18 protein-coding genes are annotated in these 23,853 nt (G+C 65.1%); 17 read left to right on the top strand and 1 reads right to left on the bottom strand.

Annotated elements, in window-relative coordinates; all coding sequences use genetic code 11:
- Window positions 1-78 precede the first annotated feature (78 nt).
- The 7 genes from ACFOKF_RS01765 (at window position 79) to ACFOKF_RS01735 (ending at window position 5,711) form a co-directional block, all read left to right on the top strand.
- On the top strand, window positions 79-549 hold the full coding sequence (locus ACFOKF_RS01765; protein ID WP_380792587.1) for a YbgC/FadM family acyl-CoA thioesterase: 471 nt from the start codon (window positions 79-81) through the stop codon (window positions 547-549).
- Window positions 546-1,250: a protein TolQ gene (gene tolQ / locus ACFOKF_RS01760; protein ID WP_380792585.1), complete on the top strand. Its 705-nt coding sequence runs from the start codon at window positions 546-548 to the stop codon at window positions 1,248-1,250. Before ACFOKF_RS01765 ends, tolQ begins: the two co-directional genes overlap by 4 nt.
- 34 nt (window positions 1,251-1,284) lie before the next feature.
- Window positions 1,285-1,755: a protein TolR gene (tolR, locus tag ACFOKF_RS01755; protein ID WP_380792582.1), complete on the top strand. Its 471-nt coding sequence runs from the start codon at window positions 1,285-1,287 to the stop codon at window positions 1,753-1,755.
- Window positions 1,756-1,773: 18 nt separating this feature from the next.
- Window positions 1,774-2,790 carry a cell envelope biogenesis protein TolA gene (locus ACFOKF_RS01750; RefSeq protein ID WP_380792579.1) on the top strand — a complete coding sequence of 339 codons (1,017 nt, stop codon included), beginning with the start codon at window positions 1,774-1,776 and terminating at the stop codon, window positions 2,788-2,790.
- A complete protein-coding gene (tolB, locus tag ACFOKF_RS01745) occupies window positions 2,787-4,121 on the top strand; it encodes a Tol-Pal system beta propeller repeat protein TolB (protein WP_380792576.1) in 1,335 nt (444 codons plus the stop codon). The genes ACFOKF_RS01750 and tolB overlap by 4 nt, the downstream gene beginning before the upstream one ends.
- Before the next feature lie 127 nt (window positions 4,122-4,248).
- Window positions 4,249-4,761, top strand: a complete 513-nt coding sequence (gene pal, locus ACFOKF_RS01740; protein WP_380792573.1) for a peptidoglycan-associated lipoprotein Pal — start codon at window positions 4,249-4,251, stop codon at window positions 4,759-4,761.
- Between the two features lie 161 nt (window positions 4,762-4,922).
- Window positions 4,923-5,711: an IclR family transcriptional regulator gene (locus ACFOKF_RS01735; RefSeq protein WP_380792570.1), complete on the top strand. Its 789-nt coding sequence runs from the start codon at window positions 4,923-4,925 to the stop codon at window positions 5,709-5,711.
- Between the two features lie 202 nt (window positions 5,712-5,913).
- Here ACFOKF_RS01735 and ACFOKF_RS01730 read toward each other — a convergent pair whose 3' ends face one another.
- Window positions 5,914-8,859 (bottom strand): TonB-dependent receptor, encoded by a 2,946-nt coding sequence (locus ACFOKF_RS01730; protein WP_380792567.1) that lies wholly within the window; start codon window positions 8,857-8,859, stop codon window positions 5,914-5,916.
- A gap of 347 nt (window positions 8,860-9,206) precedes the next feature.
- Between ACFOKF_RS01730 and ACFOKF_RS01725 the strand changes: the two genes are divergently transcribed.
- The 10 genes from ACFOKF_RS01725 (at window position 9,207) to ACFOKF_RS01680 (ending at window position 23,849) form a co-directional block, all read left to right on the top strand.
- Window positions 9,207-10,415, top strand: coding sequence for a rhamnogalacturonan acetylesterase (locus ACFOKF_RS01725; RefSeq protein WP_380792565.1), 1,209 nt, complete (start codon window positions 9,207-9,209; stop codon window positions 10,413-10,415).
- A 5-nt stretch (window positions 10,416-10,420) separates the two neighbouring features.
- Window positions 10,421-11,935 (top strand): rhamnogalacturonidase, encoded by a 1,515-nt coding sequence (locus tag ACFOKF_RS01720; protein ID WP_380792562.1) that lies wholly within the window; start codon window positions 10,421-10,423, stop codon window positions 11,933-11,935.
- 68 nt (window positions 11,936-12,003) lie between these two features.
- Window positions 12,004-12,318, top strand: a complete 315-nt coding sequence (locus tag ACFOKF_RS01715; RefSeq protein ID WP_380792559.1) for an L-rhamnose mutarotase — start codon at window positions 12,004-12,006, stop codon at window positions 12,316-12,318.
- An 11-nt stretch (window positions 12,319-12,329) separates the two neighbouring features.
- Window positions 12,330-15,338, top strand: coding sequence for a beta-galactosidase (locus tag ACFOKF_RS01710; RefSeq protein WP_380792556.1), 3,009 nt, complete (start codon window positions 12,330-12,332; stop codon window positions 15,336-15,338).
- A complete protein-coding gene (gene bglB, locus ACFOKF_RS01705) occupies window positions 15,339-16,454 on the top strand; it encodes a beta-galactosidase BglB (protein WP_380792553.1) in 1,116 nt (371 codons plus the stop codon).
- Between the two features lie 25 nt (window positions 16,455-16,479).
- On the top strand, window positions 16,480-18,972 hold the full coding sequence (locus ACFOKF_RS01700) for a glycosyl hydrolase 115 family protein (RefSeq protein ID WP_380792550.1): 2,493 nt from the start codon (window positions 16,480-16,482) through the stop codon (window positions 18,970-18,972).
- Between the two features lie 94 nt (window positions 18,973-19,066).
- On the top strand, window positions 19,067-20,572 hold the full coding sequence (locus ACFOKF_RS01695; RefSeq protein ID WP_380792548.1) for an MFS transporter: 1,506 nt from the start codon (window positions 19,067-19,069) through the stop codon (window positions 20,570-20,572).
- 11 nt (window positions 20,573-20,583) lie between these two features.
- Window positions 20,584-21,771, top strand: a complete 1,188-nt coding sequence (locus ACFOKF_RS01690) for an SGNH/GDSL hydrolase family protein (RefSeq protein WP_380792546.1) — start codon at window positions 20,584-20,586, stop codon at window positions 21,769-21,771.
- Window positions 21,768-22,748 carry a glycoside hydrolase family 43 gene (locus tag ACFOKF_RS01685; RefSeq protein ID WP_380792544.1) on the top strand — a complete coding sequence of 327 codons (981 nt, stop codon included), beginning with the start codon at window positions 21,768-21,770 and terminating at the stop codon, window positions 22,746-22,748. The genes ACFOKF_RS01690 and ACFOKF_RS01685 overlap by 4 nt, the downstream gene beginning before the upstream one ends.
- 57 nt (window positions 22,749-22,805) lie before the next feature.
- Window positions 22,806-23,849 carry a LacI family DNA-binding transcriptional regulator gene (locus ACFOKF_RS01680; protein WP_380792542.1) on the top strand — a complete coding sequence of 348 codons (1,044 nt, stop codon included), beginning with the start codon at window positions 22,806-22,808 and terminating at the stop codon, window positions 23,847-23,849.
- The last annotated feature ends 4 nt before the right edge of the window (window positions 23,850-23,853 follow it).

Below are 23,853 nucleotides of genomic sequence, written 5' to 3'. Positions count from 1 at the left end.
CGGCAGGCAGGACATATTGCGCACCGCCCCCGCATTTCCGGCTTTGCGCGGCGCGGCGGCCATGGTTAAAAGCCCGCCATGCCTGTTCCCGATTTGATGCCAGCGCCGGCGACCGGACGCTTCGCCGCCGCCGCGCATCATTTTCCGCTGCGCATCTATTTTGAGGATACCGACCTGTCGGGGCTGGTCTATCACGCCAACTATCTACGCTATATGGAGCGCGCCCGATCCGACATGCTGCGCATCGCCGGCATCGATCAGCGCGCAAACCATGAAGGCGGCGCGGGCGTCTATGCCGTGACCGACCTCAATATCCGCTATCGCCGCCCGGCGCGACTGGACGATGATCTGCTGGTGGTCAGCCGCGTTGCCGATGTGCGCGCGGCCAGCTGCGTCATTCATCAGTCAGTCATGCGCGGCGAGGAAGAATTGACCAACGCCACCGTCACCGTCGCCTGGCTGACGGCGCAGGGCCGCCCCCAGCGGCAGCCCAAAGCCTGGACCGACATTTTCAATCGCCTGCTCCAAGGGGAAGACATCCACCCATGACGCTCAACCTGCCCGCCGGCGCGATGACCGACGCCGCGACCATCTCTCCCCTCACCCTGTTCCTTCAGGCCGACATCGTCGTCAAAGGGGTGATGATCGGCCTGTTGCTGGCCAGCATCTGGACCTGGGCGATGATCATCGGCTTCAGCGTTACGCTGCGCAAGGCGAGCAAGGAAAGCCGCAAGTTCGAAGCGGATTTCTGGAAGGCGGAGGATATTGACCGCTTCTATGAATCGCGCGGCAAGGTGGAATTCCCCGCCGCAAAGGTCATGGCGGCCGGCGTCACCGAATGGCGCCGCTCCACCGCGCAGCGAGTGATCGACCGCGACGGTACGCGCGATCGCCTGTCCACCGCCATGTCGAGCGCGATCGCGGCCGAGATTGATCGCCTGTCCGATCGGCTGAACATATTGGCGACAATCGGGTCTGTCGCCCCCTTCGTCGGCCTGTTCGGCACGGTGTGGGGCATCATGCGCGCCTTTACGTCGATCGCGGCGGAGCAGAATAGTTCGCTCGCCGTGGTTGCGCCGGGCATCGCCGAAGCTCTGTTCGCCACCGCCATCGGCCTGTTCGCGGCGATCCCGGCGGTCATCGCCTACAACCGCTTTTCGCATGGCATCAACCGTCTGGAATCGGGCCTGACGCGCTTTGCCGATGGTTTCTATTCGACGCTGAGCCGTGAACTGGAGGCGCAGCGATGAGCTTGCGCATGGCGGCAAAAGCGGGAGCGCGCTGATGGCGATGTCCGGTCCTCCCTCCGGCCGGCGCGGGCGCGGGCGCGCGCCCATGGCCGACATCAACGTGACGCCGCTGGTCGACGTCATGCTGGTGCTGCTGATCATCTTCATGGTCACGGCCCCGCTGCTGGTGACGGGCGTGCCGGTGAACCTGCCCGAAACCCGCGCCAAGGGGCTGGATCAGGACGCCAAGCCGACGGTGGTGTCGATCGACCGGGACGGCGGCTTGTTCATCAATGAGGATCAGGTCAGCGACGCCGACCTGCCCGATCGCTTTGCCGAAATCGCGTCGGCCCATGCCGGTCAGCCCGAACCGCCGCAAATCTTCCTGCGGGCGGACACCGCGCTGGATTATGGCCGGGTGATGCGGGTGATGGGCGAGCTTAATCGCGCGGGCCTGAACAAGGTATCGCTGGTCAGCACCGACGCCGGATCCGGCGACGGCGCGGACAGCCGCGGTTCACAATAGGGGCCATAGGTCAACCATATGAACCGTGCGGAAAAGATCGGCCTTGGCGTCGCGACGGCGGGACATGTCCTGCTGTTCGGACTGCTGTCGGCCGGTTTCCTGGCCACCCCCAACCCGCTGAAGCTGAAATCGCCGCCAATGGACGTCAGTCTGGTGGACGAGGTGGCGCTGCAATCGACCGCGCCGCAAGTTTCGACCCAGCCGCCCCCGCCCAGCGTTGCGCCGGAAGAAGGGCCGACGGAGGACGCCAAGCCTGCGCCCGAACCGGAGCCGCAGCCTGAACCCACGCCTGCGCCGCCCCAGCCGCAGCCCAGGCCGAAACCGACCCCTGCCCCGCCGCCCAAGCCGGTGGTGAAGGAGCAGCCGCCAAAGCCGAAGGACAAGCCGGCTCCGCCCAAGAAGGCGGTCGCCAAGACCCCGGCGAAGCCCAAGCCCGCCCCGGAAAAGCCCGCGCCCAAGGCGAAGCCCGCGCCGGAGAAGCCGGCGGCCAAGGCCAAGCCGACGCCCGAAAAGCCCAAGGCGGCCGCGACCGCGCCGTCCAAGCCGGCCAAGAGCGACGCCAAGGCGAAGACCAGCGCGCCCGCGCGGGCTTCGGGTCAGGGCAAGGCGGACAAGCCCAGGGGATCGTTGCTGGGCAAAGATTTCCTGAAAGGCATCGACACCAAGGCCGATGCGCCACGCACGCCTGCGCCGCCGCCGGCCGCCGCCATGGGTCCGCAGCAAAAGGCCGCGCTGGACGCCGAAATCCGGCGGCAGTTGAAACCCCATTGGCGCGCGCCGTCGGGCGCGGACGCGGACAAGCTGGTGACGTTGCTGGAGGTTCGGCTCGACAAGAATGGCGCGCTGATCGGCACGCCCGAAGTGATCGACCAGTTGGGCGTGACCGCCAGCAACCAGCCGCAGGCCAAGCTGCATGCGGAGCGCGCGATCCAGGCGGTGAAACTTGCAGCGCCCTTCAGGAATTTACCGCCCGAATATTATGACCAATGGAAGTGGCTGCGGCCGCTCCGCTTTGACGCGAGGCTGAACCGATGAAGACCACCCTCCTCCGCCGCCTGACGATGGCGACCGTTGCGCTGGCCGCCATCCTGTCGGCGCCGGCCATGGCGCAATTGTCGGTCGACGTGACCGGCGAAATCGACAGCAATCTGAAGATCGCCGTCCCCGCCCTCCCCGCGCAACAGGATGTCGCAACCCCCGCCGGCACCGCTAGCGAACTGGGCCGCAAGATCGCCGAAGTGATCGCGTCGGACCTCAAAGGGTCCGGCCTGTTCGATCCGTCCGGGCCGGACGGGATGCCGGCCATCGCCTTCCCCGAAGTGACCAACCCGGTCTATGACAAATGGAACGCCTATCAGGCGCTGGTGCAGGGTTTTGTCCGCACCACCGGCGGAGAGGCGGACATTACCGTGGGCTGCTACCTCTATGATGTGGCATTGCATCAGGAGCTGACGCGGCAGGGCTATGTCGTCGCCCCGCGCGACTGGCGGCGCGCCGCGCATAAATGCGCCGACGCCATCTATGCCCGGCTGTCGGGCGAAAGCCCCTTCTTCGACAGCCGCATCGCCTATATCGCCGAAAGCGGACCCAAGGGGAATCGCGTCAAGCGTCTGGCGATCATGGACAGCGACGGCGCCAATCACCGCTTCATCACCAATGGCCAGTCGATCGCGCTGACCCCGCGCTTCTCGCCCGATTACAAGTCGATCGTCTATGTGAGCTACCTCAACAGCCGGGTGCGCATCTATATCTACGACATCGGCAGCGGGCAGCAGAAGCTGGTGACGGAAAGCAATAATGCGACCTTCGCCCCGCGCTGGTCGCCCGATGGCCGCAACATCCTGTTTTCCATGGCGGTGGCGGGCAATACCGACATTTACCGCGTGTCGGCCAATGGCGGCGCGCCGGTGCGCCTGACCACATCGCCCGGCATTGACGTGGGCGGCAGCTATTCGCCCGACGGCCGGCAGATCGTGTTCGAAAGCGACCGGTCGGGCGGGCAACAAATCTATGTGATGAACGCCGACGGATCGAACCAGCGGCGCATCAGCCATGGCGGCGGCCGCTATGCCACGCCCGAATGGTCGCCGCGCGGCGACCTGATCGCCTTCACCAAGCTGTCGGGCGACTTCAAGGTCGCGGTGATGACGCCCAGCGGCGACAATGAGCGCATCCTGACCAATGGCTGGCAGGACGAACAGCCGACCTGGTCGCCCAATGGCCGCGTGCTGCAATTTTTCCGCACGACGCCCGGCAAGCAGGGCAGCAGCCAGGTGTGGCAGGTCGATCTGACGGGCGTGAACGAGCGGCGCATTCCCACGCCGCTCAGCGGTTCCGACCCGGCATGGGGACCGTTGCTGCCCTGAGCCCCGCCCCGATTCATCGTCAGGACAGGTTCAGGCAAGGGAACCTAATCGTCTTGACAGCGTAACGAACTTCACGGACCCTGTCGCCGTTCCTGCGAGCGACGCACAGCGCAAAAAGGAGACACCCATGAAATTGTCCCGGACCGTGGTCATGGCCACCGCCATCATCGCGCTTGCCGCCTGCTCGAAGAAGCCGCCGGCCGAACTGCCCCCCGCCCCCGGCGGCACCGGCACCACCGTGCCGACCGGCCCGACGACCCCCGCCGGCCCGCGCAAGGGCAGCCAGGAGGACTTCATGGCCTCCGTCGCGTCGGACCGCATCTTCTTTGGCCTCGACCAATATGATGTCGATGCGGAAGATCAGGCGACGCTCCAGAGCCAGGCCGCCTGGTTGCAGCAGAACCCGTCCGTGCGCGTGACGATCGAGGGTCATGCCGACGAACGCGGCACCCGCGACTATAATATCGCGCTGGGCGAACGCCGCGCCAATGCGGCGAAAAATTATCTGGCCTCGCTGGGCATCGATCCGGGCCGCATCACCACCGTCAGCTATGGCAAGGAACGCCCGGCTGCGCTGGGATCGGACGAAGCGGCATGGGCGCAGAACCGCCGCGCCGTGACCGTCACCATCCAATATTGAGGGTTATGCCCTGAAAGCTTTGAAAGGCCCGCCGGTTTAGCGACCGGCGGGCCTTTTTGCTGGTCGCAACAAAGAGGCTGACAAATGGTCCCATTGGGCCGATATGCTTTCCTCTATATGGAACGGCCCGACATAGGGGACGACAGCAGGGCGAGAGCAGCATGCAGAATAGCGACGAACGGCAGCAAAAGGACGGGCAGGATATGGTGAAGGGCACGCAGACGCTGATGCGCGCGCTCGACATCATGGACGAAGTGATTGACGGGCCGATCCGCGCTGCCGATCTGGCCCGCAAGCTGGGCATGAGCAAGACCACCGCCCATCGTCTGGTGCAGGCGCTCAAATCCCGCAGCTATCTGGCGGTGACGCGCGATGGGTTTGCGCTGGGGCCAAAGCTACTGCAACTGGGCGTGCTGGCGACCGAGCAGATCGATTATGTCCGCGTCGCCCGGCCGTTCATGGAATTGCTGTCGGAACGCACCGGCTTTTGCGTGTTCATCGGCAAGCGGGAAGGCGACTGGTCGCGCCATCTGGACCGGGTGACGGGCACGCAGCGGTTGCGCGTCGCGACCGCGCCGGGCGACCGGCGGCCGATCGCCGAAACGGGGCTGGGCAAGGCGCTGTTGCTGGATGAAGAGGAAGCCAACTGGGAGCGCCTCTATGTCGAGGCGAAGGACGGCAAGGCCACGCCCCAGCAGATCGGCGCCTATGTCGAGGAAATGCGCGGGCACAAGGCGCGGGGCGAAGTGCTGCACGACAGCGAACTGGGCGACGGCGTGCGGTCGATCGCGGTGCCGGTGCGCGACGCCAAGGGGCAGATCTGCGTCGCCATATCGATCGCCAGCGCGGCCCATTATCTGACCGACGACGTCCGCCCGGCGCTGGCCGAGCAGGTCATGCGATCGGCCGAACAGATCAGCGCCGCCGTGGGCTATGGCGGCCCGCGCTGATCGCGCGACACGGGCTTAACTTCGCATATTTCCCGCAAAACTGGACATTTTCAAACAAGGTTCGGACATTATCCTGCGCGGCAGGCCGGAGCCATGGCGCAAGCAACATCTTATGCCCATCCCCCCAAATAGGACAGGCTGACACAAAAAGGGCGCGGCTCCGGCGAGGAACCGCGCCCTTCAGTTGGGGGAGAAACTATCCTTACATCCGATAGGTCACGCCGAAGGTGAAGGTGCGGCCGATGCGCGTTTCGAACAGCGTGTCCTGCCGCGTGCTGTCGATATAGAGGCGGTTCTGCTCATCGGTCAGATTGGTCGCCTCCACGATGACCTTCAGCCGGTCGGTGATGTTATAGCTGGCCGACGCATCCATGAAGAAGGTCTTGGCATTGCCCTGAAGGTCGCTGCCGGGCGAAGCGGGGATGCCGCGGATGAACTTGTCGCGGAAATTGCCCGTGGTGCGGATGCTGAACTTTTCATCCTCATAGTAGAGCGTCGCCGACGCCGTATTCTTCGACAGGCCGACCAGATCCGCCGTGGTCGTGACGGTGGGCGTGCCGTTCACGCTGGCCAGGATATATTCGATCTTGGACGTGACATGGGTGAAGTTGGCCAGCAGGCCGAAATTGCCCAGAAAACCGTCGAAGAAGGTGAAGGGAATCTGGGCGTTGAGTTCGATGCCCTTGAGCGGGCCGCCGGGCGTGTTGAACGGCTGCGACACGGTGAACAGTTCATCAGGCGAGGTATTGCTGTTTTCCAGCAAGGCATTGGGCAGACCCAGCTGGTTGAACGGGATCTGGCTGTTCACGCTCTGGATGAAGCTCTTGATGTCCTTGTAGAAGAAAGCCGCCGAGAGCAGCGAGCCGGGGCGGAAATACCATTCCAGCGCGACGTCGAATGTCTTGGCCCGGATCGGATCGAGGAAGGGATTATTGACGTTCCCAACGCGCGTCACCGGATTGACCCCGCTGGTCGGGGTCAGCAGCCCCAGTTCGGGCCGCGCCAGCACCTTGGCGCCCGACAGGCGGAGCAGCACATTGTCGATCGGCTCCACCACGATATTCGCCGAGGGCAGCCAGTCGTCATAATTGTTGCGGGCGGCGGCGAACTGGCCGGTCAGGCCGGTCGGCGAAGCGGCGCTGGCGACCGCGATATAGCCCGAGGAGAGCATGTCGGTCTTGACGTAGCGCACGCCCACATCGCCGCGCACGCCAAAGCCGATCGCATTTTCTAGGTCGAAATTGGCCATCAGATAGGCGCTGGTGACTTCTTCCCGCACGCGGCTGCGACCGCCGCCACATTCGACGCCGCAATAGCGGACGGAATCGAAGCCGAAGGTGCTGGCCCATTTGTCGGGATCGATCGCCACCCAGCTGGACGGCGCGCCATTGCCCCACAATTTGTCCACGCCGCTGATCGTGCGGGTGATGTCGGCCAGCGTCGTGCCGGCCGGCAGCGCGCGCACGACCGTATCGGCATTATAGGGGCGCAGGAAGGTGGAGAGGAAATTGCTGCGCCGATACTGGCCGCCCGCCTTGATGGTCAGGGCATCGCTGAGCGTCCATTTGACATTGGCTTCGGCGGTCATGTTGTCGGTGGTGTTCTTCGACGGCTTGCCCTGGAAGCTGAAGCCGCCCAGCACCGTGCCGTCCGCCCGGCCGGGACCATAGTTGAAGCTGGCCGGATCATTGACGTCGACGCCGAAGCCCAGCACCGGGGTGGAGCCGCCGTCGCGATAATCGATCGAAAAGCCGTCGGTATCGATCGCATCCATGAAGGTCTGAAGCCGCTTCTTGCCATCCCAGACGGACTGGTTGAAGCCGACGATGCCGCTGATCTCCAGATTGTCGCTCAGCTGGCGCTTGAAGTTGAGGTTCGCCTGCTTGAAGGTCGACACGAAATGGTCGACCAGCCCTTCGGACCGCACATCGACGCCGTCGAACATGCCGTAGAGCAACGATCCATTGTCATCAAATTCGATGTCGCGCACCGATGTCATCGGCTGGCCATTATTGGCGGCCGAGCGGGCGAAGGAGACGGCGGCGATATAATTGTCGCGCCGGGTGACGTCGAACCGGGAATAGAGGAAGTCGAGCGAGATGTCGGTCGCATCGTCAGGCTTGAACTGCAAGGTCAGCGACCCGCCGATCCGTTCCTGATCCTGTTCGCTGTTGAGATAGCGGGGCAGGCGCGGCAGGAAAGCGCCGCTGCCCGCTACGCCGGCCAGATCGTCGCGGCGCAGATCCAGTATCTTCTGATAGGCGGCGGCATTGCTGGTGCGCGGATTGCCGGTGGAGCAGTTGAGCGCATCGGCCCCCTTTGCCGCATTGTCGGCCGGATTTTGCGGGGTGAAGCCGACGGGCGAGCAGAAGCCGCCATTGGTGTTGGCCGACAGGATGTCGACCGCCGAATAGCCGACTTCGCGAATGTGCCGCTTCTGATAGGCGACCGAGGCGAGGATGCCGAAGCCGCTGTCGCCAAACTGCTTGGAGATGAGCAGCGAGGCGCGCGGATCGACCTTCTTCGACAGTTCATTATAGACGCCGCGCGCGGTCATCGCGAGGACGAAGTCGTCCTTCTGATCCATCGGCTTGGGCGCGGACAGATCGACCGTGGCGCCGAGCGATCCTTCCTCCACATCGGCCGAGGGCGTCTTGCGCACCGACAGGGCGGAGAAGATTTCGGTCGGGAAGACGTTGAAGTCGAAGCTGCGGCCATTATTGCCCGCGCCGTAAATGTCGGACGATCCGGTCTGGGCCGTGCCCTCCATACCGTTGATGCGGACGCGGGTGAAGCCCGCGCCCAGGCCGCGGACCGAGATATTGCGCCCTTCGCCGCCGTCGCCGCGGGCCAGCGCCACGCCCGGCACGCGCTGCATCGATTCCGCCAGGTTGGAATCGGGGAATTTGCCAATGTCTTCCGCCACGATCGAATCGATGGCGGCGGCTTCCTGCCGCTTCATGCCCAGCGCGCTGTTGAGCGATGCGCGAAAGCCGGTGACGACAATGTCAGCGACACCCGGATCGGCGGGCTGATCGGCGGCGGCAACGGGCTGATCCTGCGCCAGAGCCGGCGCGGCGATCAGCAGCGTGGATGCGATCGCGATGGCCGAACTGCGACGGGCGAACGCGGAACGTACAGACACCATATATCCTCCCCTTTTTCCAGCCACGCCCCTTTGCGGGGATGGCCAACAGGTTCCACTATGTGAACTCTGGTGTCATTCTATATCCCTGGTCGGACAATTGAAAGAAAAATCATCATGTGATTTTTGATTTCACTATATGGAACATTTTGCGGAACGGTTCCACCCGCAGGACGCGGGCCAAGCTCTGACCGCCGACCGGATCGCGCATTGACGGCCAATTTATCCCGATATATGGATCAATAATCTATTTAACGGGATTTAATGTCGAACGCCTCTGCACGGGCGTCGATCTGGGGAGCGTTGCGACGCCGTGGCGCTCCCCTTTCTTCTACCCGATAGGATGTCCCATGCCGCTGACCGCCGCTCTTGCGCTGATGTTGACCCCCGCGCCGCTTTCCGTCCCCCGCAGCTTCGATCTGCGCGCCGGATCGGTTGATCGGCGGATCATCCGGGACGGATCAGACCATGGCGTGGAGCCGGGCAAAACCGGGCAGGGCTTTCTCTATTCGGTGACGCTGCCGGAAGGCGATTATCGCGTCACGCTGCGGCTGGGTGACGCCCGACAGGCCGGCGACACCAGTGTGAAGGCGGAAGCCCGGCGCCTGATGCTGAACCATGTCGCAACCCGGCCCGGCGAAACAATCGAGCGCCGCTTTCTGGTCACGATCCGCACGCCCGCGCTGCCGCCGCCGCCCGCCAATGCGCCGGGGGGCGCAGCGGTGCGGATCGACGCGCGCGATGCCCAGGAATTCACCTGGGACAACAAGCTGACGCTGGAATTTCTGGGCCGGCCAATGGTCCGGTCGATGCGGATCGAGCCGGTATCGGCGCCGACCGTCTTTTTGGCCGGCGATTCGACCGTGACCGATCAATATGCCGAACCGGCCGCCAGCTGGGGCCAGATGCTGCCGGCGATGCTGGACGACGGGGTGATCGTCGCCAACCACGCCAAGTCGGGCGCGACGCTCAAATCCTTCCTGACCGACCTGCGCTTCGACAAGCTGCTGGCGGCGGTGAAGCCGGGCGACTGGCTGTTCATCCAGTTCGGCCATAATGACCAGAAACAGGAATGGCCGCAGACCTATGCCGATGCGGCCTTCACCTACCCCGCCTATCTGCGCGCCTATATCGCCGAAGCGCGGCGGCGCGGCGCGCAGCCGGTGCTGGTGACGTCGCCCGAACGGCGCAATTTCGATGCGCAGGGCAGGATCCGGGAGACGCTGGGCGCCTATGCCGATGCGGTGCGCAAGGTGGCGGCGCAGGAGAAGGTCGCGCTGATCGACCTGCATGCCGACAGCCGGGCCATCTATGAGGCCTTGGGGCCGCAGGTTGCGCCGACCGCCTTCAATGACGGGGGCAGGGACAAGACCCATCATAATGATTATGGCGCCTGGCTGCTGGCGAGCGCCGTAGCCGAACGCGTACGCGCGCAGGTGCCGGATCTGGCGGCGCATGTGACGACGCCCGCCTTTGTCCCGGCCCGCCCGCCCGCCGCCAGCGCGGTCGCGATTGCCCCCAGCCTGATCCGCAGCGACCTGCGGCCGGCAGGCAATTGATGGAGATGAGCCGGCGAGACGCAGCCATGGGGCTGGGCGCTATGCTGCTGCTTCCCTTCCCGGCCCATGCCATGCGCCATTTCGATGTCCGCGATCATGGCGCACGGGGCGACGGCGTGGCGATCGACAGCGGCGCGATCAACGCCGCGATCATGGCGGCGTCGCGCGCGGGGGGCGGAACGGTCATCCTGCCGCGCGGTCGCTATCTGAGCTTTTCGATCCGGCTGAAGAGCCGCGTCACCCTGTTGCTGAGCGAAGGCGCGGTGATCGAGGCGGCCGACCCGGCGCGCCATGCCGGCCAATATGACCTGCCGGAAGCAGGCGTGGAGCAACTATATCAGGATTTCGGCCATAGCCATTGGCATAACAGCCTGATCTGGGGCGAGGATGTGGAGCAGGTCGCCATCATCGGGCGCGGCCTGATCCATGGCGTGGGCCTGACCCGCGACGGGCCGGGCGCGCGATGGAAGAAACAGGCGGGCGAGCGGCCCTTGTCGATGCAGGGCATGAGCGCGGCGGAGATCGGCCATCTGGAGCCGGACGCCGCCGCGATGCAGGGGCTGGGCAACAAGGCAATCGCGCTGAAGAACGGCCGTGACATCAGATTATCCGGCTTCACCATCCTGAAGGGCGGGCATTTCGCCATTCTGGCGACAGGCACGCGCGGGCTGCGGATCGAGGGGCTGACCATCGACACGGACCGCGACGGCATCGACCTGGACTGCGTGCGGGACGTGGTGGTGGAGCGTTGCCGGGTCAATTCGCCCAATGATGACGGCATCGTCGTCAAGAGCAGCCATGCGCTGGGCCGCGCGATCGCGGCGGAGGATATTCTGATCCGCGACTGCGATGTGTCAGGCTATGACATGGGATCGCTGGTCGAGGGGACGAAGCGGACGACCCAGGAGATCGCGCCGGACCGCGACCGGGTGACGGGGCGGATCAAGCTGGGCACCGAGAGCAATGGCGGTTATCGCAATGTGCGGATCGAGAATTGCCGTTTCACCCGATGCCGGGGACTGGCGCTGGAGACGGTGGACGGCGGCGTCATGGAGCATATCGTCGCGCGTGGACTGACCTTGCGAGACGTGACGACCGCGCCGCTGTTCCTGCGGCTGGGCGACCGGCGGAGAGGGCCGGAGGGGACCGGGATCGGCGCGATCCGCCATGTCGACATCAGCGAGGTGGATGCGCGCGGCATCGACCATCGTTTCCCCGCCACGATCGCCGGATTGCCGGGCCATCCGGTCCGCGATGTGACGCTGCGCGACATTCATCTGGCCTATCGCGGCGGGGGCAGCGCGGCGGATGCGGCGCGCACGCCGGCGGAACTGGCCGATGCCTATCCCGAACCCAGCATGTTCGGCGTGCTGCCGGCCTGGGCCTTGTGGGCGCGCCATGCAGAGCGGCTGACGATCGACCGCTTCCACGCCGAAACAGCGATGCCCGACGCGCGCCAGCCCATAGGGATGGAGGATGTGACCCAGCTTTCGGTGCGGGGCTGCCCGCTCTGGCGTTGACGATGTTTTGGGACAGTGCTACCAAATATCGGAAATAAGTTCCACAATATGGCCCATGAGGAGAGCGCATGTCCATCCACGCCTTCAAGATGCAGCTCAAACCCGGCGTGGTGGCGGAATATCGCAAGCGGCATGACGCAATATGGCCGGAATTGTCCGCGCTGCTGAGCGAGGCCGGCATCTTCGACTATTCGATCTTTCTGGACGAAGAGACGCTGAGCCTGTTCGCGGTGCTGAAGCTGCGCGACGACAATCGCCGTGACACGCTGCCCGACCATCCGGTGATGCAGCGCTGGTGGGACTATATGGCCCCGCTGATGGAGGTGCAGCCGGGCAACCAGCCCAGAGAATGGCCGCTCCCCCTGCTGTTCCACATGGATTGAGCCGGCACCCGATGCGCAGCTTCATCGCCGCCCTGACCATCGGCACCATGCTGGCCCCTCCTGCGCTCGCGCAGGAAGCCAGACCGACGGCCAACCTGTCCGCGCCGGTCAGGACGTTCGGCCGCGTGTCCTATGACGCGCGATCGCTGATGATCGATGGCAAGCGGATGGTGATCTGGTCGTCGGAATTTCATCATTTCCGCCTGCCCTCGCCCGATCTGTGGCGCGACATTCTCCAGAAGATGAAGGCCAGCGGCTTCAACAGCGTCGCCGTCTATTTCGACTGGGGATTCCACAGCCCGAAACAGGGCGTGTATGACTTTAGCGGCATCCGCGACATCGACCGGCTGCTGACGATGGCGGAGGAGGAAGGCCTCTATGTCATCACCCGCGCCGGTCCCTATGTGAATGCGGAACTGTCGCGCGGCGGCTTTCCCGGCTGGCTGGTCAACCAGCGCGCCCGCGCCCGCACTGACGATCCCGATTATCTGGCGGCGGCCGACGAATGGCTGAGCCGGATCAATGCGATCATTGCGAAGCATCAGATCAACAGCGACCCCAGACGCAAATATGGCGTCATCCTGCACCAGATCGAAAACGAACTGGCGATGACGACGCCGGCGCAGCGCCGCTATATGGACCATCTCCATGCCAAGGCGCGGGCCGACGGCATCACCGTGCCGCTGTTCCACAATGATCAGGGCCGCAATGGCTATTGGGCGCCGGAGAGCAGCAAGGTGGATAAGGTCGTCCATGGCCCGAACGACCTCTATGCGTTCGACGGCTATCCTGGCGGCACCTGCACCGTAGAGGGCCAGCCGACGCGCGGCGTCGCGGCGCCCGACTGGGGCTATTATGGTCCGGGCGGGGCCAAGGGCGGCGCATCCGCTTCACCCGATACGCCCGGATTCCTGGCCGAATTCGGTGGCGGCTGGTTCGACTATTGGGGATCGAACGGCGGCTATGAGTGCAACGCGGTCCAGCGCGGCAAGCGGTTCCAGCGGGTCTTTTACGGCACCAATCTGGCCAATGGCATCGGCATCCAGAGCTTCTACATGGGCTATGGCGGCACCAGCTGGGGCTGGCTGCCCGCGCCGGTGGTGTTCAGCAGCTATGATTATGGCGCCGCCATTTCCGAGCCGCGCGCGGTGCGCGAAAAGGCGCTGGAGATGAAGCAGTTGGGCGGGCTGATCGCCTCCGTCCCCGACATGGCGGGGATGGTTCCGGCCGGAACGCCGCAGATCAGTTCACCCAATATCCAGATTTATCATAATAAAAGCCCGGAAACGGACGCACGCTTCCTGATGGTGACGCACAGACCGTCCAATGGGCAGACGAACGACGCTTTCAGCTTTACCGCCGACCTGCCCGACGGCCGTTACACCGTGCCGATGCAGCTCAATGGCTTTGACGCCAAATGGCTGGTCGCGGGCGTGACGCTGGGCGGGCAGCGGCTGGTCTATTCGACATCCGAACTCCAGTCCGCGCAGCAGATCGACGGCCATGACCTGATCCTGCTCTATGGTCGCGCCGGGGAGCCGGGCGAGACGGTGCTGCGCTATATGTCCGCGCCGAAGGTGACAGTGCTGGAAGGCCAGGCGCGCATCGCCTTCGATGCGGCCAAGGGCGACCTGAAGCTCCGCTACACCCATCAGGGCCGCGCCGTGGTGCGGATCGAGGGCGGCGGGCGTCCGTCGCTGACCCTGATCCTGGCCGATGAGGCCGAGGGCGTACGCTACTGGCGCGTGCAGGACATGCTGGTGCGCGGGCCGGCACTGGTGCGCAGCGGCGTTGCCAGGGGCGGCGCGCTGATGCTGACGGGAGATACGGCTGAGGCCAGCCCGCTTGAAATCTGGGCGCCCAAGACTGTCCGATCCATCAGCTGGAACGGGGCGAAGGTGACGACCAAGGCAACCGCCATCGGCAGCATCGCAGCGGTGCAGTCCCTCGCCGGCCCGGCCGACATGACGCTGCCGGCGCTGACCGACTGGCGCATGGCGCAGGGTTCGCCGGAGGCGCAGCCGGGCTTTGACGATAATGGCTGGCAGGCGATCTACAATCGATCCTATGCCAGCATCACCGCCCGGCCGGATGGCCAGCCGAACATGAGCATGGACGCCTATGGCTTTCATGACGGCGATGTCTGGTATCGCGGCCGCTTCACCGGATCGCCCGAGGCGAAGGCGCTCTCGCTCTATTATGGGGCGGGCGGTTCGGGGCTGGTGCAGGCATGGGTCGACGGCGTGTTTCTGGGCGAAAGCGAAACGCCCGGCGGCCTGCCCCGGCCGATCACCACCGGCACGGCGCGCTTTGCCCTGCCGGAGCGAGCGCAGGCGGCGGGCGAGCATGTCGTCTCCGTCATGGTCCGCAACAATGGCCATAACTGGGATCTGGACAGCGACGATTTCCACAAGGAAGCGCGCGGCCTGATCTCCGCATCGCTGGAGGGCGGTCCGAGTGGACGCAGCTTTACAGCGCCGGTCCGCTGGAAAATCCAGGGCAAGCAGGGCGGCGAGGTTCTGCCTGATGTCGCCCGTGGCCCGGCGAATAATGGCGGCCTGTATGGCGAGCGGATGGGCTGGCACCTGCCCGGCTTCGACGACAGCGCATGGAGCAAGGGCAGCGTGCCCGCGACCCAGGCGGCGGCCGGCACCAGCTGGTATCGCACCCGCTTTGCCCTCAATGTCCCCAGGGGGCAGGACGCGACCATTGGCCTGAGCTTCGGCGATGCCGCCAAGCCGCGTTCGCCGGTCCGTTATCGGGTGCTGATCTTCGTCAATGGCTGGAACATGGGGCAGTTCATCGCCCATGTCGGGCCGCAGCGCACCTTCCCCATTCCCGAAGGCATCCTGAACCACAGGGGCCGGAACCATGTCGCGCTGGCCGTCACGTCCGACGGTCAGCCGGGCGATGCGCTCGAAAGCGTGCGCCTCGTCACCCTGCGCAATGTGAAAGGCGGTCTGCCGGTGCAGATGGTGACCGCGCCAAACGCACCTTCAGACCTCAAGGAGACCAAGTAAGTGGCCGCTCTCACTCATGATGTTCCGCGCCAGCAGGTCGTCGACTCCATCGACCGGCTGATGGACAATCTCGTCAATATCAAGGACGAGACGGGCGAATTCCTGCTCCATCTGGACGATGGCCGCATCATCGACACCAAGGGTTGGGCCGGATGGGAATGGACCCATGGCGTCGGCCTGTTCGGCATGTGGCGCTATTTCGAGCAGACCGGCGACAGCAAGGCGCTGACCATCATCAAGCAGTGGTTCGAGGATCGCTTTGCCGAAGGCACGCCGACCAAGAATATCAATACGATGGCCCCGTTCATCACGCTGGCCTATCTGTATGAATATGAGCCTGATCCGCGCTACATTCCCTATCTGGACGTCTGGGCCGAATGGCTGATGGCGGCCGACGGCCTGCCCAAGACGCAGGAAGGCGGGTTCCAGCATATCGTCTATAATGACGAGAATCCCGGCGAAATGTGGGACGACACGCTGATGATGTCAGTGCTGCCGCTGGCCAAGATCGGCCTGTTGCTGAACCGCCCGGCCTATGTCGAGGAAGCCAAGCGCCAGTTCCTGGTCCATATCAAATATCTCTATGATACCAAGACCGGCCTGTGGTTCCATGGCTGGGACTTTAACGGTCGCCATAATTTCGCCGGGGCGCTGTGGGCGCGCGGTAATTGCTGGGTGACGATCGCCATCCCCGAGATCATCGAGATTCTCGACCTGAAGGAAGGCGATTTCTTCCGCACCTTCCTGATCGACACCCTTGCCGCGCAGGTGAAGACGCTGGCGGAGACGCAGGACGCGGACACCGGCCTGTGGCACACGCTGATCGTCGATCCGAGCAGCTATCTGGAGGCATCGGCCACCGCCGGATTTGCCTATGGCATATTGAAGGCCGTGCGTAAGGGCTATCTGCCGCGCCATTATGAAGCGGTCGGCATCAAGGCGGTGCGCGGCGTGCTGGCCAATATCGACGAGGCGGGCGAGTTGCAGCAGGTGAGCTTCGGCACGGCGATGGGCGATACGATGCAGTTCTACAAGGACATCGCGCTCACCTCCATGCCCTATGGCCAGAGCCTGGCCATGTGCGCGCTCGGCGAATTTCTGCGCACCTATATCTGAGAGAGGCAGGACGGGAGGCGAGGAAATGGAAGGACTGCGCCTCTTGTCCCTGCTGACCAGACATGCCGCCGGCCTGATCGGGCTGGCGGCATTTTTGCTGGGCGCGCCGCCGGCATGGGCGGCGGACTGGGTGCGGTCGGTGGCGCAGCGGGGCGATTTCCCGCTGGTGGCGCGGGGGCAGGCGGCAAGGATCGTCACCGATCCGGGCGATGCAGCCGTGGTGCAGATCGCCGCCGACGACCTGAAGCGGGATATTGGCCGCGTTACCGGCGCGGCTGAGGGTGGCGCGGCGCAGGTCTGGATCGGCACGCTGGGGCATCATGCCGCGATCGACCGGCTGGTGGCGGACAGGCGGATCGACGTCGCGACGCTGAAGGGCGCGTGGGAGAGTTTCCTGATCCTGCCGGTCGAGCGCCCCGCGCCCGGCGTGGCGCGCACGCTGCTGATCATCGGCAGCGACCGGCGCGGCGCGGCTTACGGCGCCTATGAACTATCGCGCGCGATCGGCGTATCGCCCTGGCACTGGTGGGCGGATGTGACGCCATTGCACCGGGACGCGCTTTATGTGGCGAAGGATGCCCGGCGCTTCGGGCCGCCATCGGTCCAATATCGCGGCATATTTTTGAATGACGAGGATTGGGGGCTGGCGCCCTGGGCGGCAGGCACGCATGCGCCCGACGAAAAGCCGTTGGGACCGAAAACCTATGCGCAGGTGTTCGAGCTGCTGCTGCGGCTGAAGGCCAATCTGCTGTGGCCGGCGATGCACAAGGTTTCGACGCCGTTCAACGCCGATCCGGTCCATGCGGCGCTGGCCGACCGATACGCCATCATCATGGGATCCAGCCATGCCGAACCGATGCTGCGCAACAATGTGGGCGAATGGACCGCGCCGGCCGAAGATTTCGACTATCTGAAGAATCCCGATGGCGTGCGGCGCTATTGGCAGGAGCGGGTGCAGAGCAATGCCCGCTATGAAAGCATCTGGACGCTGGGGATGCGGGGCATCCATGATAGCGGCATGGTGGGGCCGAAAACGGTTGAGGAACGGCGCGCTACGTTGGAGCGGATCTTTGCCGACCAGCGGGCGATGCTGGCTGACGCGGGCATGCCGCAGGCGCCGCAGGTCTTCACCCCGTACAAGGAAGTGCTGGACGTCTATCGCGCGGGGCTGAAGGTGCCGGACGATGTGACGCTGATCTGGCCGGACGATAATTTCGGCTATATCCGCCACTTCCCCGACGCCGCCGAACGCGCGCGCAAGGGCGGATCGGGCGTCTATTATCATCTGTCCTATCTGGGCGCGCCGCTGTCCTACCTCTGGCTGTCCACAACCCCGCCGGCGCTGATCCGGCAGGAAATGGGGCGCGCCTGGGATGCGGGGGCACGGCAGGTCTGGGTCGCGAATGTCGGCGACATCAAGCCGGCGGAGCTGGCGACCGACTATTTTCTGAGCCTTGCCTGGGATGTGGATAAGCTGCGGGCAAAGCCTGTGGATAAATTTGTGGAAATATGGGCGGCGGAAAATGTCGATGCTGCGCAGGCGCCCGCCATTGCGGGGATTTTACGTGATTATCACCGGCTGAATTTTGCCCGGCGCCCCGAGCATCTGCAATGGAATCTGCCTGTGGATAAATATCGGCAAAGCCCGCTGACGATTGACGCGGCGGACGAACGGCTGGCCGCCTTTGCCGCGATGGAGGCGGCGCTGGCGAAGATGGAGCCGGCGATCCCGGCCGGGCGGCGCGACGCCTTTTACGAATTGCTCGCCTATCCGGTGCGCGCTTCGGCGGCGGCCAACCGGCGCTTCTTCGCGGCGGAGGCGCATGACCGGCTGCGCGATCTGGACCTGGCGGAAGCGACCCGGCGGGCGGCGATGGCGCACGCGGCGGACGAGACGCTGCGCACGCTGACCTGGCATTACAATCGAGGAATCGCAGGCGGCAAATGGCGCGGCATGATGGCGGTCGAGCCGGCGGACGGGCAATGGCGCAGCTATCGCCTGACGCCGCCAATCCTGCCTGCCGCCGATGCCGCGACGCCAGAGGCTGCGCCAGGTCCGGCGACACGGGAGACAGCGAAGGAGACAGTTGTTGCGCCACGCGACTTTGTCCATGGCCGGGGGTGGCGTCTGATCGACGGGCTGGGACGGCAGGGCCAGTTGCTGGCGGTCAATGGGCAGGGAAATACCGCCGGGGCCGATGCGGCGCGGGCCAGCATCATCCTGCCCGCCGGCCGCTGGCGCATGCTGGTCGACCTGCTGCCCGCTTATGCCGACCGGGATGGCGATCCGCTGCGCCTGACCGTGCATCTGGACGGCAGGGAGGAGAAGCTGGAGGCGCGGCGCGAGACAGGCGACAGGGACTGGGCCAATGGCGTGCTGGACAATCGGCTGAGCCTGCCCCTGCCCGGCGCAGTCGCCGGTGGAGCGCACGATATTGCGATCCAGGCGCGCGACGGCGGGGTCGCGATCGAGGCTATCCGTTTCGTGCCGATGGCGACCGATCACGCCTTGCATTAATTTCATATTGCGTGATAGCTGTTCACTATATGGCATATCATGCCGCGCCAGACCATAAGATAGCGGCGCAACCCAGGTGAGGAACAAGCTGAACGTGCATCCGACCCCCCGCCCCGTCCGCCTGCAAAATTATCTGGCCTATGGATCGAACGACGTGCTGGGCGCGGGTTCGATGGCGGTCATTTCCGGCTGGGTGCTGATCTTCTACACCCAATTTTGCGGGCTGACGGCGGGACAGGCGGCGACCATCTTTGCCGTCGCGCGCATCCTGGACGCCTTCGCATCGCCCATGATCGGCTATATTTCCGATCATTTCGGCACGACATGGCTGGGGCGGAAATTCGGGCGGCGGCGTTTCTTCATCCTGGCCGCCATTCCCCTGTTGCCCAGTTTCGCGCTGATGTGGCTGCCGGGGCAGGGATTTTATTATTATCTGGTCAGCTATGTGCTGTTCGAACTGGTCTATGCGATGGAGATCATTCCGTTCGAGACGCTGGCGGCCGAAATGTCGACCGACTATCGCACCAAGGCGAAGTTCGCCGGATCGCGCATCCTGTTCGGGCAGGCCGCCGCCATCCTCGCCGGCTTCCTGCCGCTCTGGCTGATCAACGCGCTGGGCCGTGACAGCGCCGACACCTTCTTTTACATGGGGCTGATCTTCGCCGCGCTGTTCATGGTGACGGCCGGGCTGCTCTATCTGTTCAGTTGGGAACGGCATATGCCCGGATCGGCAGAGGCCGTGCCGGAACGCATGGAGGGGAGCGGCGCGGGACAGGCGCTTCGGGCGCTGTACCGCAATCTCTTTTCGACCATGCGCATCCGCGCCTTCCGACTGCATCTGGGCATGTATCTGGGCGGCTATATCAGCCAGGACATTTTCAACGCCGCCTTCACCTTCTTCGTGATTTTCGCGCTGGCCGGCTCCACCGCCATCGCGTCCGGCCTGCTGGGCACCATGTATATCGTCCAGTTCGTGGCGGTGATCATCGCCATCAACCTGGCGCTGCGCGCATCGCCGTCCAAGGCCTATCAGGTCGCCGCCGCCGACTTTGCCGTGGGCGTGGTCGCGCTCATTGCCCTGTGGCTGCTGGGCGTGCCGGCGACGTCGCCCTGGATATGGCTGCCGATCATCCTGACCGGCCTTGGCCGGGGGGCGCTCAACTATATCCCTTGGGCGACCTATAATTATATGGCCGATGTCGATGAGATCGTGACCGGCCAGCGGCGCGAAGGCAGCTTTGCCGGGGTCATGACCTTCGTGCGCAAGGCGACGCAGGCCGCCGCCGTCGCGGGCGTGGGCTTCATCATGCAGGCGGGCGGATTCCTATCGGGCGCGCAAAGCCAGAGCGCGGGCGCGATCCTGACCATGGCGCTGCTGCTGGGCGTCGGCACGGTCGGCTGTCTGGCCTTCGGCATCGTCATTTCGACCCGCTTTCGCCTGAGCCCGGCCACCCATGACATATTGATGCGCGAGATCGAGCATCTGCGCAGCGGCGCCACGACCCCAACGTCGCCTGCGGCGGCGATGGTGGTCGAGGATCTGTCCGGCTGGCGCTATGACCAGCTGTGGGGCAATAACCCGGTCGCCCGGTCGGCCTGAAGGAGACGTAGATGCGCGCGCTGTTGCTTTGCCCTGCCCTGCTGTTCGTGATCGCCACGCCGCCCGCTCTGGCGCAACACTGGTCGCGCAGCTGGATGGCCGCGCCGCTGGTGTCGAAGACGCCGCCCGAAAAGCGCCCGGACCTGAGCGACCGCACCGTGCGGCAGGTCGTGCGCATCAGCAGCGGCGGCCAGCGCATCCGCCTGCGCCTGTCCAACGAAATGTCGACCCAGCCGCTGCTGCTGGGCGCGGTGCATGTCGCGCTGGCGGGGGAGAATGGCGAGACGCTGGCGGGCAGCGACCATGTCGTCACCTTCAACCGGGCGCAGGGCGCAACCATTCCCGCCCGCGCGCCATTGCTGAGCGACCCGATCGTAATGGAGGTGAAGCCGCTGACGCGCCTGACCATCAGCATCCACCTGCCCCAAGGGGCGGCCGATGCGACCGTGCACGCTTATTCCGCCGCCACCGGCTGGACCGCGCCCGGCGATCAGACGGCTGCCCCCCGCCTGTCGGACGCGACGACGATCGGCCCGCGCATCATCCTGTCCGGGGTTGAGGTGGAAAGCCGGAAGCCGGGCGCCACCATCGTCACGCTGGGCGATTCCATCACCGACGGGGTGCGCGCCACGCCCGACAGCAATCGCCGCTGGCCCGACCTGCTGGCAGAACGGCTGCAAAAGGCGGGGCGCAAGACCATTGGCGTCGCCAATGCCGGCATCAGCGCCAACCGGCTATTGTCCGAAGGGGATGGCTATAATGCGCTGGCGCGGTTCGACAGCGATGTGCTGGCCGTGCCGGGCGTGAGCCATGTCGTCATTCTGGAGGGGGTGAACGACATTGGTTCGGCCTTTGCCCAGCAGCGCGCCATTCCGACGGCGGACGATCTGATCGGCGCCTATCGCCAGATGATCGCGCGCGCGCATGACCGGGGCGTGAAGGTCATCCTTGCCACCATCCTGCCCTATAAGGGGGCGGGTTACTGGAGCGCGGAGGGCGAGACGGTGCGGATCGCCGTCAATGCATGGATCCGCACGACGAAGGAAAGCGACGGCATGATCGACCTGGACAAGGCGGTCGCCGATCCGGCCGACCCGGCGCGCATGGCGAAGGCCTATGATGTGGGCGATGCGCTGCACCCCAATGACGACGGGTTCCGCGCCATGGCCGCCGCCGTCGACCTGGCATTGCTGCGATGATCGCTTCGCTGTTGCTGATCGCCGCCGCCGCGACTGCGCCGGTTGCGCCCAAGCCGCTGTTTCGCGATCCGGTGCATGATGGCGCGGCCGACGCGTCGACCGTTCATGATCCCAAAAGCGGCGAATGGGTGATGTTCTACACCAATCGCCGCGCCGACCTGCCCATGGAGGACGGAAAGGATGTGCGCTGGGTCCATGGCACCGCGATCGGCGTCGCCCGATCGAAGGATGGCGCCCGCTGGCGCTATGACGGGACGGCGACCATTCCCAAAAGCTGCACCGGCGACACGCTCTGGGCGCCCGAAGTGCAATGGCTGAAGGGCCAGTGGCATATGTGGCTGACGGTGGTGCCGGGCGTGTATCGCGACTGGAACGCGCCGCGCTTCATCGTCCACCTGACCAGCCCGGATCTCACCAACTGGACTTGCGGCGAGCGGCTAGACCTTGGGTCCGACCGGGTGATCGACGCGAGCGTGCTGGCCTTGCCCCCAAAAGGAAAGAAACCCGGCGGCTATCGGCTGTTCTTCAATGACGAACGGCAGAACAAGGCGATCGTCACCGCCGACAGCAGCGACCTCATTCACTGGACGGTCGGGAAGCGGCTGACGCAGACGCCGGGCGAAGGGCCAAAAGCGTTCCACTGGAAAGGACGCACCTGGCTGATTTCCGACGCGTGGAAGGGATTGCTGGTCATGCGGTCCGACGATGGCGTGCAATGGACGACCCAGCCGGGCCATATCCTCGCCACCCCCGGCGCGCAGGCGACCGACCGGGCCAAGGGCCAGCATCCCGACATCATCGTTGCCGGCGACCGCGCCTACATCCTCTATTTCGTCCATCAGGAAGGCGAAGTCGAGGCGAAGGCCGACCCCCAATATCATCGCCGCACCGTGCTCCAGATCGCCGAACTCAAGGAGAAGGACGGGATCATCAGCGTCGACCGCGATGCCCCGGTTGCGGTTCGCCTGAAACCCTGACCAGATTCCCCGAACCGGCCGATTTTCCTGCCGCGCAAAAGCGGCTAGGACCGGGGCATGAAAAGCCAGAAAAAGAAGCCGCCCACGATCAAGGAGGTTGCCGCCCGCGCCGGCGTGTCGATCATGACCGCATCGCGCGCCATCAACGGCAAGGCGCTGGTCAGCGCCAAGGCGCAGAAAGCGGTGGAGCAGGCGGTCAAGGATCTGGGCTATATTCCCAATGCGTCCGCCCGCGCGCTGGCCGGCAGCGCCGACCGCCGGGTCGCGCTGCTCCACAGCAACAGCACCACATCGGCCTATCTGGGCGAATTGCTGCTGGGCGCGCTGGGGGAAGCGCCGCAGCGGCATCTGCATCTGGTGGTCGAACAATGTGCGCAGGGCGCGTTTGCGCAGGAAATCGTCGAACAGGTCGCGCAGGCGCATGTCGCCGGCGTGATCCTGCCGCCGCCGCTGTGCGACTGGGCCGAGCTGATCGACGGATTGCAGGCGCGCGACATCGCCATCGTCGCGATCGCGCCGGACCGGGACGGACCGGACATGCTGACCGTAGGCACCGACGACCGGCACGCCGCCTATGACCTGACCCGGCACCTTATTGAACTGGGGCATCAGCGCATCGGCTTCATCGAGGGCAATCCGCGCCACCGATCAAGCGCGCGGCGATTGCAGGGCTTTCGCGACGCGCTGGCGCAGCATGGGCTGGACGTGGACGAACGGCTGATCGTGCCGGGCGACTATAGCTATCGGTCCGGGCTGGATGCGGCCGAGCAGCTGATGGCGCTGGAGGCGCGCCCGACCGCGATCTTCGCCTGCAATGACGATATGGCGGCCGCAGCCATCACCGTGGCGCACCAGCGGCGGATCAACGTGCCGGCCGAAATCAGCATATGCGGGTTTGACGATACGCCGCTGGCCAGCGCGATCTGGCCGGCGCTCACCACCATCCGCCAGCCGATCCGCGACATGAGCCGGGAGGCGATCGGCCTGCTGGCGATGCGGTTCCGCACCCAGGATGAAGGCACGGCCGGCATTATCGGCAAGGTGAAGCTGGATTATCAGCTGATCCGCCGCCAGTCGGACGCGGTGCTGGCGCGGCATTAGAGCA

Origin of the sequence: Sphingobium rhizovicinum, from assembly GCF_042647625.1 — a bacterium.
GTDB classification, from domain to species: Bacteria; Pseudomonadota; Alphaproteobacteria; order Sphingomonadales; family Sphingomonadaceae; genus Sphingobium; species Sphingobium rhizovicinum.
Note: the sequence above shows the minus strand (reverse complement) of the source record. Positions and strands in the feature narration are given on the sequence as shown.